This is a genomic window from Mesorhizobium sp. M7A.F.Ca.CA.001.08.2.1, from assembly GCF_003998455.1.
GTDB classification, from domain to species: domain Bacteria; phylum Pseudomonadota; class Alphaproteobacteria; order Rhizobiales; family Rhizobiaceae; genus Mesorhizobium; species Mesorhizobium ciceri.
In genome coordinates this window covers 1-11,040 of sequence record NZ_RZPW01000118.1, presented here as the reverse complement: position 1 = coordinate 11,040, position 11,040 = coordinate 1, and the positions used below count along the sequence as shown (strand labels likewise).

8 protein-coding genes and 2 pseudogenes are annotated in these 11,040 nt (G+C 62.1%); 3 read left to right on the top strand and 7 right to left on the bottom strand.

The genetic code is table 11. The features are described from left to right. Together EN914_RS09990 and EN914_RS09985 are read right to left on the bottom strand one after the other, a co-directional pair. Nucleotides 1–520: pseudogene (locus EN914_RS09990) on the bottom strand (hypothetical protein); the annotation flags it as partial. 75 nt (nt 521–595) lie between these two features. Continuing rightward, on the bottom strand, nt 596–1,894 hold the full coding sequence (locus EN914_RS09985) for an adenylosuccinate synthase (RefSeq protein WP_024502931.1): 1,299 nt from the start codon (nt 1,892–1,894) through the stop codon (nt 596–598). Between the two features lie 208 nt (nt 1,895–2,102). Here EN914_RS09985 and EN914_RS09980 point away from each other — a divergent pair, with 208 nt between their 5' ends. Continuing rightward, nucleotides 2,103–3,008, top strand: coding sequence for a DMT family transporter (locus EN914_RS09980; protein WP_127389065.1), 906 nt, complete (start codon nt 2,103–2,105; stop codon nt 3,006–3,008). 149 nt (nt 3,009–3,157) lie between these two features. After that, nucleotides 3,158–3,622 (top strand): DUF2231 domain-containing protein, encoded by a 465-nt coding sequence (locus EN914_RS09975; protein ID WP_013529160.1) that lies wholly within the window; start codon nt 3,158–3,160, stop codon nt 3,620–3,622. Between the two features lie 57 nt (nt 3,623–3,679). Here EN914_RS09975 and serA read toward each other — a convergent pair whose 3' ends face one another. From serA to glmM, 5 genes are all read right to left on the bottom strand, one after another. Further along, on the bottom strand, nt 3,680–5,281 hold the full coding sequence (gene serA, locus EN914_RS09970; RefSeq protein WP_024502929.1) for a phosphoglycerate dehydrogenase: 1,602 nt from the start codon (nt 5,279–5,281) through the stop codon (nt 3,680–3,682). 67 nt (nt 5,282–5,348) lie between these two features. After that, the gene (locus EN914_RS09965) at nt 5,349–6,524 is read right to left on the bottom strand and encodes a phosphoserine transaminase (RefSeq protein WP_024502928.1); all 1,176 of its coding nucleotides are present in this window, start codon (nt 6,522–6,524) and stop codon (nt 5,349–5,351) included. A gap of 202 nt (nt 6,525–6,726) precedes the next feature. Then, a complete protein-coding gene (locus EN914_RS09960; RefSeq protein ID WP_013529157.1) occupies nt 6,727–7,584 on the bottom strand; it encodes an outer membrane protein in 858 nt (285 codons plus the stop codon). Nucleotides 7,585–7,792: 208 nt separating this feature from the next. Beyond that, complete coding sequence (locus EN914_RS09955) at nt 7,793–8,629, bottom strand: outer membrane protein (RefSeq protein WP_013529156.1); 837 nt, start codon at nt 8,627–8,629, stop codon at nt 7,793–7,795. 249 nt (nt 8,630–8,878) lie between these two features. Next, complete coding sequence (glmM, locus tag EN914_RS09950) at nt 8,879–10,231, bottom strand: phosphoglucosamine mutase (RefSeq protein ID WP_013529155.1); 1,353 nt, start codon at nt 10,229–10,231, stop codon at nt 8,879–8,881. A gap of 368 nt (nt 10,232–10,599) precedes the next feature. On the opposite strand from glmM, the pseudogene EN914_RS09945 reads away from it, so the two are divergent. After that, a pseudogene (locus EN914_RS09945) lies at nt 10,600–11,040 on the top strand (hypothetical protein); the annotation flags it as partial.

Here is an 11,040-nt window from a genome sequence, read left to right as displayed (position 1 = left end):
GCTCTTCATTGTCTTCGTTGCTGGAAAAGACATCGGCCTCGTCGTCCGCCTCCTCGGCGTTCATGCCTGGAAGAGGCGTGTCGGCGCGAGCCGGCTGGGCAGGCGCCGGCGTCGATCTTTGCCAGCTTGGCTCGACCTTGGCGGCAGGCGGCGGCGCGGGTTGATAGGGCTCGGGCTTGGCGACGGGCGGTGCCGGCCAGGCCGATTCCGCCTTCGCCGGCTGCCTCGTATGGCTTGGCTGGTTCTTGTTGCGATCGATCGACGAAAAGATGTGTTCCAGCTCCGCGAGCGGGTCGGTCTCCGGCACGCTCTTGGCATAATCGCGCTCGACGCTTGTAATGGCGTCTTCCAGCGAACGCATCTGCGTGGCTATGGCTTCGGGAGCCCACGGCGGCGAACGTTCACCAAGCTTCTTCGCCAGCATGGTGCGAACGCTGGCATAGATGCGCGTACGCTTTTCCGGCGTCTCGTCGCCATGCTTGTCGAGCGCGTTTTTCAGAATAGCAACGAAATCTGCCATGCTTCAGTCGACCTGTATTTTGCTTCCGCGCCGGCCCCCGCAAATCAGCCGCGATGCCCGGAAAGGCTTCAGAAACTAGTCTTGAAACGGATCGGTCACAAGTATCGTGTCGTCGCGTTCCGGGCTGGTGGAAAGGAGCGCGACCGGTGCGCCGATGAGCTCCTCGATGTAGCGGACATACTTGACCGCCTGGGCCGGCAGATCATTCCAGCTGCGCGCGCCGGCAGTGGTGCCTTTCCAGCCCTCGAGCGTCTCGTAGACCGGTTCGACACGTGCCTGCGCGCCCTGGCTGGCCGGCAGATAATCGATCATCTCGCCGTCGAGACGGTAACCGGTGCAGACCTTGATCTCGTCCAGCCCGTCAAGCACGTCGAGCTTGGTCAGCGCGATGCCCTTGATGCCGTTGACCGCGACGGCCTGGCGCACCAGCACCGCGTCGAACCAGCCGCAGCGGCGCTTGCGACCGGTGACGACGCCGAATTCATGGCCGCGCGTGCCGAGGAATTCGCCGACCTCGTTCTTCTGCTCGGTCGGGAACGGACCCTCGCCGACGCGTGTCGTATAGGCCTTGGTGATGCCGAGCACATAGCCGATGGCGCCCGGGCCAACGCCGGAGCCGGCGGCAGCCTGTCCGGCAACCGTGTTCGACGAGGTCACGAACGGATAGGTCCCGTGGTCGATATCGAGCAGTGTGCCCTGCGCGCCCTCGAACAGGATGCGCTCGCCAGCCCGGCGCTTGTCGTCGAGGATCTTCCAGACCCGGTCCATATAGGGCAGGATGTCGTCGGCGACCGAGGTTAGTTCCTGCATGATCGCGTCATGCGTGACTTCCGCATGACCAAGCCCGCGACGCAGCGCATTGTGGTGCGTCAGCAGCCTGTCGACTTTCAAGGGCAGTGTTTCCAAATCCGCCAAATCCATCACCCTGACCGCGCGCCGGCCCACCTTGTCCTCATAGGCGGGGCCGATGCCGCGACGGGTCGTGCCAATCTTCGTCCCGGAATTGGATGCGGCGTCCTCACGAAATCCGTCCAGCTCTCGATGCAGGGACAGGATAAGCGCTGTGTTTTCGGCTATTTTCAGGCGATCCGGCGCCACTTCGACACCTTGCGCCTTGAGTTTTGCCACCTCGGCGACGAAAGCGTGCGGGTCGAACACGACGCCATTGCCGATGATGGACAGCTTGCCCTGGCGCACGACGCCCGACGGAAGCAACGACAGCTTGTAGACCTTGCCGTCGACGACCAGCGTATGGCCGGCATTGTGGCCGCCCTGGAAACGCACCACGACATCGGCGCGCTCCGACAGCCAGTCGACGATCTTGCCCTTGCCTTCGTCACCCCACTGCGAGCCGACGACCACCACATTGGCCATGTTTCTTTTCCCTTGAGACGCCGCCAAGCGGCTTGAATATGGTTCGAAACGACAGGCCTCTATAACGTCAAGACCTCGCGAGCGCGACCTTTCTTTGCCGTCGAAAATGCCCTGAGGCACAACAATTTTCGGCTTTGACATCATTTACTTGGGCGAGCGAGGGCAATAGGCCGGCAAACACCGCAGCTCCGGCGACTGGAATCCCGCGATGCATCGAAGCGCCTACATATTCCTGCTGCTCACCACCTTGCTTTGGGGTGGAAATTCGGTGGCCGGCAAGCTGGCGGTCGATCACGTCTCGCCGATGACGCTGGTCTTCCTGCGCTGGGTGCTGGCCGTGGCGATCATGCTGCCCATCGGCTGGAAGACCATCCAGAAGGACTGGCCGATGGTCCGCAAGCACTGGTTCGTGCTGGTCGCCCTCGGCGCCAGCGGCTTCACCCTGTTCAACACCATCTTCTACACGGCGCTCAACTACACGACAGCGATCAATGTCTCGATCGAACAGGCGGCGATGCCGATCCTGATCATGACTGCCAATTTCGTCTTCTTCCGCCTGCGCGTGAACTGGGCGCAGATTGTCGGCATCGTGCTGACCATCGCCGGCGTGATCCTCACCGCCTGCCATGGCGACCCGCGCCGGCTGTTGACGCTGGAACTCAATTTCGGTGACGCCATCATGCTGGTCGCCGTCTTTCTCTACAGCGGCTATTCGGTCGGGTTGCGGCTGAAGCCGGTGATGCACTGGCAGAGCCTGATGCTGGCCCTGTCGGTTTCGGCACTCGTCACCTCGTTGCCGTTCTTCCTGTGGGAGGTCCTCGCCGGCAAGGTCGTCATACCCGACGCGCGCGGCTGGACCGTCATCGTCTATACGGCGATCGGCGCCTCGGTCGTTTCGCAGATCTTCTACATCAGGGGCAACGAGCTGATCGGCGCCAACCGCGCCGGCCTGTTCATCAATCTGGTGCCGATCTTCGGCACGCTGCTGTCGGTGCTGATCGTCGGCGAGACGTTCCAGCTCTATCAGGCGCTGGCCTTGGTGCTCGTGCTGGGCGGCATCGGGCTTGCCGAATACAGCGGGCGCAAGATGGCAATGGCGGACCACCGCGGATGACATTTGGCGGCTGACGCCCTCCGCCGTCGCGGCAACGCGAACGGCCTGGACTTCGCCAATGGCGCGGAAACAGCGGCATGAATCCTGCCGCGTCCCCTACTTGGAACATTTCACCTCCAGCGGAGTTTGAACGCCAGGGAGGCGACATGATGAGCCACAACCCTCGCAGCACGGCAAGCATTGCTGGTCACCCTATCCACCCGATGCTGATTCCGTTTCCGATTGCCTTTTTTGTCGGCACCTTCGTTTGCGACCTTATCTTCTGGCGAACAGCCGATCCCGGATGGGTCACCGGGTCGCTTTGGCTTCTCGGCGCAGGCCTGATCATGGCTGCCCTGGCCGCGCTTGCTGGCTTGACGGACGTTCTCGGCGATGTTCAGGTCCGCAATCTCACGACGGCATGGCTCCATGCCGGCGGCAATGTACTCGTCGTGTTGATCGAGCTTTACAACTGGTACTCGCGGTATGCCGGCGGAGCGGCGGCCGTGATGCCAACCGGCATCGTCCTATCGCTGATCGTGGTTCTCATCCTGCTGTTTACGGGCTGGAAGGGCTGGGAACTGGTCTACCGACATCGCGTGGGTGTTTCCGATGGCTCGGACGAGTTGACATGAACCGGCCGCCGCGGCGGCCGGCGTCAACGAGGTGGGTCGGCGACCGCCTGTCCTCAATCACATCGCGTTGACGTCGAACTGCAGCCGCTTGGCCGAGTCGATCGACTTGTGCGCCTTGACCTTTTCCAGCACGGCTTCCGGGAACGGCGCGTCGAGATAGAGCAGCGCTATGGCATCGCCGCCCGGCCGGTTGCGGCCGAGCTGGAAGTTGGCGATGTTGACGCCATTCTCGCCGCAGACGGTGCCGAGCAGGCCGATGATGCCCGGCGCGTCCGCATTGGTGGTGTAGAGCATGTGCTGGCCGACCTCGGCATCGAGGTTGATGCCCTTGATCTGGATGAAGCGTGGCTTGCCATCCGAGAAGCATGTGCCGGCGATCGAGCGCGTCATGTGCTCGGTCTTCACCGTCAGCTTGATATAGCCGTCGAACACGCCCGACTTGTCGCGCTTGACCTCGGCCACGATGATGCCGCGCTCCTTCACCATGATCGGCGCCGACACCATGTTGACGTCCGAGACCTGAGGCCGGATCAGCCCGGCGAGTGCTGCACTGATCAGCGCGCGCGTGTTCATCGTCGCGGTCGAGCCGTCGAACAGGATCTCCACCTCCTTGATCGGATCCTCGGTGACCTGGCCGACAAAGGCGCCGAGCACCTCGGCGAGCTTGACGAACGGCTTCAGCCGCGGCGCCTCCTCGGCGGTGATCGACGGCATGTTGATGGCGTTGGAGACGGCGCCCTTGATCAGATAGTCGGCCATCTGCTCGGCAACCTGCAGCGCGACATTCTCCTGGGCCTCCGTCGTCGAGGCGCCGAGATGCGGCGTCGCCACCACATTCTCCATGCCGAACAGTTCGTTGTTCTCGGCCGGTTCGACCTCGAAGACGTCGACCCCGGCGCCGGCCACCTTGCCGCTCTTCAGCGCTGCGACCAGATCGGCCTCGACGATCAGACCGCCGCGTGCGCAATTGATGATGCGCACGCCCTTCTTCATCTTGGCGATCGCCGCGGCATCGATGATGTTGCGCGTCTTGTCGGTCAGCGGCGTGTGCAGGGTGATGAAATCGGCGCGGGCGAACAGCTCGTCGAGCTCGACCTTGTCGACGCCAAGCTCCTCGGCACGGCTGTCCGACAGGAACGGATCGAAGGCGATGACGTGCATCTTGAGGCCAACGCCGCGCGTCGCGACGATCGAACCGATGTTGCCGCAGCCGATGACGCCCAGCGTCTTGCCGGTGATCTCGACGCCCATGAAGCGGTTCTTTTCCCATTTGCCGGCATGGGTCGAGGCGTTGGCTTCAGGGATCTGGCGCGCCAGCGCAAAGATCATCGCCACCGCATGTTCGGCTGTGGTGATCGAGTTGCCGAAGGGCGTGTTCATCACGATGATGCCCTTGCGGCTTGCCGCCGGGATATCGACATTGTCGACGCCGATGCCGGCGCGGCCGATGACTTTGAGATTGGTAGCGGCGTTGATCAGCTTTTCGGTGACCTTGGTCGCCGAGCGGATGGCGAGGCCATCATACTGGCCGATCACTTCGGCGAGCTTATCCTTGTCCTTGCCGAGATCGGGCAGATAGTCGACCTCGACGCCACGATCCTTGAAGATTTGCACGGCGGTGGGGGAGAGTTTGTCTGAGACGAGAACGCGGGGCGCCATGGCGGCCTCCTTGAAGTGGATTTGATCCTGATGGGAGTGGGCGGCCCGAAGGCCGCCGCGAACGATCTCAGGCCGCCGCTTTGAGCGACGCCTTCTGTGCGGCGAATGCCCAGTCGAGCCAGGGCAGCAGCGCTTCGAGATCCGACGTCTCGACCGTCGCGCCGCACCAGATGCGCAGGCCGGGCGGTGCGTCGCGATAGGCACCGATATCATAGGCGACGCCTTCCTTGTCGAGCACCGACACCAGCCCCTTGGCGAAGGCCGCCTGCCCGTCGGCATCGAGTGCGGACACGTCCGGATCGGTGAAGGACAGGCAGACGGACGTGTTCGACCGTGTCGCCGGCTGGACGGCGAGATGACCGAGCCAGGAGGACTTGCCGACAAAGCGATCGAGGACGGCCGCATTGGCATCCGCCCTGGCGATCAGCGCGTCGAGGCCGCCGGTCGACTTCGCCCAGTTGAGCGCATCGAGGTAATCCTCGACGCACAGCATTGAGGGCGTGTTGATGGTCTCGCCCTTGAAGATACCTTCGATCAGCTTGCCGCCTGAGGTCAGGCGGAAAATTTTCGGCAGCGGCCATGAGGGCTTGTAGGTTTCCAGCCGCTCGACGGCGCGAGGCGACAGGATCAGCATGCCGTGAGCGCCCTCGCCGCCCAGCACCTTTTGCCAGGAGAAAGTGACGACATCGAGTTTTTCGAAGTCGAGCCTCTGCGCGAATGCGGCGGAAGTCGCATCGCAGACGGTCAGGCCCTTGCGGTCCGCGGGAATGAAATCGCCGTTCGGCACGCGAACGCCCGACGTGGTGCCGTTCCAGGTGAACACCACATCGCGGTCGAAATCGATCTTGGTGAGATCAGGCAGCTCGCCGTAGCCGGCTTCGATCTTGCGCACGTCGGCGAGCTTCAATTGCTTGACCACGTCGGTGACCCAGCCGGAGCCAAAGCTCTCCCAGGCAACCATGTCGACGCCGCGCTCGCCGAGCAGCGACCACAGCGCCATCTCGACCGCACCGGTGTCCGACGCCGGCACGATGCCGATGCGGTAACCCGCCGGGACCTGGAGAATCTCCCGCGTCAGCTCGATCGCCTGTTCGAGCTTGGTCTTGCCGATCTTGGCGCGGTGGGAACGGCCGAGCGCGGCAGCCTTCAGCGCCTCGACCGACCAGCCGGGGCGCTTTGCGCAGGGACCTGAGGAGAAATTGGGGTTTGCCGGACGGAGTCCGGGCTTCGTATGCGTCGTCATCGTGGTCTATCCTTCCAGATAGTGGCCCCTCGTTGGGGAGGGGTGGCCCACGGACGGCGATATTCGTTCGGGCTTCAGGCGTCAAGAGGAAAGTTTTTGTCGTTGCCGGGATACCGGCGATCCCTGATCAGGATGTCGTGACTTCAAACGCAAACGGCGGATCCCGAAAGATCCGCCGTCCTGGTCCTCGTACTCGCCGCGCCTACCAGAGATCGTAGCGTAGCCCGACCTTGACCTGATGATAATCGAGCCCCTTTTTGAACTCAGGGTTGCCGACAGCGTCTGCTGTCACGTATTTCGCGGAAGGCAGAGCCGTGTATTGATAGCCGACATCGACTGCAACATTCTTGCTGACCTGATAAGCAAAGCCGGCGCCGAGCGTATAGGCGAAGCTGAACTGCTTCTCCGACTGCGTCGTCCCATCATAGCCATTTGGATCGTCGCATTCAAAGATGGTCGTGGTTGTACCTGATGTTGTCGATGAATTCTGACAGTTGCGAGCGCCTTGAGCGTACTTGTAGGTGCTGTACGCTATGCCGACACCGCCTCCGACATAGGGCGTGAAGCCGACATAAGTGCCCAGGTCGACAAAGGCGCTGGCCATCACATCGTAGGCCTTGTTGTTGCCGTCGTTGGAGCCTTCGCATCCACGGGTGCTTGGGCCGGCGAACGCGCTTGTGCTGCCACCGCTGGTGACAGTCACCGTCTGCGTTCCATCGCAAGTACTGTCGAATTTGCTGGCGAATTTGCTTGTCGGCAGCAGACCGAAATTCAATTCACCACGGAAGTAATCGTTGAAATGGTAGCCCATACCTATCGAACCAGACAGCGGGCTGGTATCCGTAACCAGACCGGCCGGAGTTTCCGAAAATTCATAGGGCTTGTTGAAGGCATAGCCGAGATCACCGCGCAGATACCAGCCGGAGCCGACCTCGACCGGGACGTAGTCGGGCGCCTGGTCGACATAGATCGGCGGATCGTAGTCGGCCGCGTGCACCGGCGTCAGCGGCAGGAGGGCTAGTGCACCGAGCGCCAGCGCCATACGCGATGTAAGTTTCATGGTCCCCGACTCCCGAATTTGGCGCAGCCCGCAATCGCAGCGGCAGCCATCGTTTCAAGGAGCATTGTTAACCATAGTGGTTAAGTGGCGGTTAAGGCTAACAGAGCGTTAGCGAATTCATTTCCCCTGTCGATTCCAGGCGGCCAACGAAAAACCGCCCGGCTTGAGGCCGGGCGGTTTGTGAAGAATTCAAGTAATGTAGATGCTGTTACTTGGTGTAGATCGGCTCGGGTTCGGGCTGGTAGGCAACGACCGGCGCGGCGCAACCGTTGTTGCCACCGAACTGGTAACGCAGGCCACCGCGCACTTCGTGTGTGTTGATGCCACGATCGAAGCCGGGACCGGAGCTGGTGATGTTCCAGTCAAACATGCGGCCGCCCTGGATATGGGAGAAGCGGTAGCCGGCATCAAGAATGATCTTGTCGGTCAGGCAGTACGAAGCGCCGGCCATCAGACCGTAGGCGAAACGCCAGCTTGATCTGCCGGGATTGAACTCGGTGGTGTTCGGGTCGTAGACATCATCCCACTTGACGCGGGCGCCGCCGATGCCGGCGCCAACGTAAGGCGTGATGCCATGGTAGGTGCCGAGATCGACATAGGCGTTGGCAAGCAGTAGCAGGGCGCTCATCTTCGATACTTCGGTCGAAGTACCGTTGATGTCCGAGGTGCCGCCGTTGAAGTTCGACTTGAACCAATAGTCGGCGGTCAAATCGGTCCGGAAGTGATCGTTGATCTTGTAGCCGACGCCGGCGCCGAGCGAGAAACCGCCCTTGAGCTTGCCGAAATCGAAGCTTCTGGTGCCGGGCGTAACCGTACAGTTACAGGGATCGACGGTGTAGGTCATATAGTCGATGCCGCGCACGGTCGACTTGTGATAGTCGATGTCGCCACGGATATACCAGCCGCCGACTTCTACCGGCTGCTCGTAGACGGCCTGAGGCGGAGCCTCTTCGACGATCGGTTCCGGCAGGTCGGCCGCGAACAACGGCCCCGCCAGGCCTGCGAACAGTAAGGCGAGCAGGGCCTTTCTTGCTGTCTTGAACATGCTTGTCACCCCTGAGAAGCTCGGAACGGCAAACCCGCCCGAAATGCGATTGGCTTTCAGTCGTGGATAATGAATTGCAAAGGTTAAAAGGCGTTTAACCCTGTTGCTTAACCACGAATCTCGAAGCTTCTGGGGACCGGCGCGAGATTTCCGAACAGCGAACAGACTGGGAGCCGACAAGAAAAAGCCCGCCGAGAGGCGGGCCTTGGACAGGTTCAGGCGACGACGTCCTGCCGGGCGCTGTGGGGGTCAGGCGGCGCTGCGCGTTTCCGAGATGATGTCCACGATGCCATTCACCACGGACTCGACCAGTTGCGGGTCGTCGCCCTCGGCCATCACGCGGATCAGCGGCTCTGTCCCGGATGGCCGGATAACCAGCCGTCCGGTCTTGCCGAGCCGGCTACGCGCGTCTTCGATGGCGGCCTTGACCGGCGCCTCCTCGAGCGGCTTGCCGCCGGAAATGTGAACGTTCTTCAGGAGTTGCGGCACGGGTTCGAATTTCTTCGACAGTTCGCTGACCGGCCGGCCCTGCCGCTTGATGCAGGCCAGCACCTGCAGCGCCGAAACCAGGCCGTCGCCGGTGGTCGAAAAGTCGGACAGCACGATATGGCCCGACTGTTCGCCGCCGACATTCAGCCCGTGCGCGCGCATATGCTCGACGACATAACGGTCGCCGACCTTGGTCCGGTGCAATTGCAGCTTCATGTCGCCGAGGAAGCGTTCGAGGCCCAGATTGGACATGACGGTTGAGACGACACCGCCGCCGGCGAGCCGCCCGCTCTGGTGCCAGGATTCGGCGATCAGCGCCATGATCTGGTCACCATCGACGATCGCGCCGTTTTCATCGACGATGACGACGCGATCGGCGTCGCCATCGAGCGCGATGCCGATATCGGCGCGCACTTCGTGCACCTTCTTTTGCAGGCCGGCCGGGTGGGTCGAGCCGCATTCCTTGTTGATGTTGAAGCCGTTGGGCTCGACATTGATGGCGACGACTTCGGCGCCCAGTTCCCACAGCGCCTCGGGCGCCACCTTGTAGGCCGCGCCATTGGCGCAATCGACGACGATCCTCAAGCCCGCGAGCGACATCGAGCGCGGCAAGGTGCGCTTGGCGAATTCGATGTAGCGGTCATGCACGCCGTCGACGCGCTTGGCGCGGCCAAGCCCGTCGGAATCGGCGAGCGCCAGTTCGATATCCCTGTCGAGCATGCTCTCGATGCGCTCCTCGATCTCGTCGGAGAGCTTGTAGCCGTCGGGTCCGAACAGCTTGATGCCGTTGTCGTAATAAGGGTTGTGCGAGGCCGAGATCATGACGCCGATATCGGCGCGCAGCGAACGCACCAGCATGGCGACAGCCGGCGTCGGGATCGGGCCGAGCAGGAACACGTCCATGCCGGCGGCACAAAGACCGGCGACCATGGCATTCTCGATCATATAACCGGAAAGCCTGGTGTCCTTGCCGAGCACGACACGATGTCGATGGCTGCCGCGCTGGAAAGAAAGGCCGGCGGCCATGCCGACCCGCATCGCGATTTCAGCGGTCATCGGAAACTTGTTGGCGCGTCCGCGAATGCCGTCCGTGCCGAAATAATTCCCTGCCATGCCAGTCAGCTTCCTCGACGTTTCTTCCCCGGCACGTCATGCCACAAGTGGCCAGGGCGCTATGATCACATTGTGTGATTATACGTTACCAATCCTTAGAAAACCATTGTTGTGCACTGCACACAACGTGGCCGCAACCTGACATGCCCAGACTGCCATGCTGCAATATACAAGTCATTCGAGCCTTTCAGCGCGGATGCACCAGGAAAATCTTGCTCTGAACCAGGCAACGGACAACGATTTCATCACCTTATCGGGAGAAGCCGATTTTCGGCGATATATACGCCACTTAGCATCTGGCGCAACCGACCGTTGAGCGTTATTGATTTGCAGGGACGTATCATGGGCTGCTGCAACGGAGAAACGCTATGCTCATCCACCGACTTGCCACTTTGACCGGCCTCGCCGTCGCGACCTTGTTCCTGGCCGCGCCAGCCAACGCACTGACGATGGCCGAGTGCAGCACGAAGTATAACGCCGCCAAGGATGCGGGGACACTGGCCGGAGCGACTTGGAACCAGTTCCGCAAGGCTCAGTGCGGCACCGACGCCACAGCGACGACCGACGCCAAGCCGGCCGATGCCAAGAAAGCGACCAACACCACGAAGGCTGCCGCGTCGGACGACAGCACGGCCAAGGGCCTGACGGCGAAGGAATGCAGCACCAAGTATCAGGCGGCGAAGGCTGCCGGCACGCTGAACGGCATGAAGTGGAACGACTTCCGCAAATCCGAATGCGCCGCCGGTGCATCCGCCGCTGCCGCCGCCAAGCCGGCGACCACCAAGGCCGCCGCGGCCCCCGCCGCTCCC

What these genes read in the sequence shown, in the direction of transcription:
- EN914_RS09975 (WP_013529160.1), top strand. Translation starts at nt 3,158, where the DNA reads ATGAGCCACAACCCTCGCAGCACGGCAAGCATTGCTGGTCACCCTATC.
- glmM (WP_013529155.1), bottom strand. Translation starts at nt 10,231, where the DNA reads ATGGCAGGGAATTATTTCGGCACGGACGGCATTCGCGGACGCGCCAAC.
- EN914_RS09985 (WP_024502931.1), bottom strand. Translation starts at nt 1,894, where the DNA reads ATGGCCAATGTGGTGGTCGTCGGCTCGCAGTGGGGTGACGAAGGCAAG.
- EN914_RS09965 (WP_024502928.1), bottom strand. Translation starts at nt 6,524, where the DNA reads ATGACGACGCATACGAAGCCCGGACTCCGTCCGGCAAACCCCAATTTC.
- EN914_RS09955 (WP_013529156.1), bottom strand. Translation starts at nt 8,629, where the DNA reads ATGTTCAAGACAGCAAGAAAGGCCCTGCTCGCCTTACTGTTCGCAGGC.
- serA (WP_024502929.1), bottom strand. Translation starts at nt 5,281, where the DNA reads ATGGCGCCCCGCGTTCTCGTCTCAGACAAACTCTCCCCCACCGCCGTG.
- EN914_RS09960 (WP_013529157.1), bottom strand. Translation starts at nt 7,584, where the DNA reads ATGAAACTTACATCGCGTATGGCGCTGGCGCTCGGTGCACTAGCCCTC.
- EN914_RS09980 (WP_127389065.1), top strand. Translation starts at nt 2,103, where the DNA reads ATGCATCGAAGCGCCTACATATTCCTGCTGCTCACCACCTTGCTTTGG.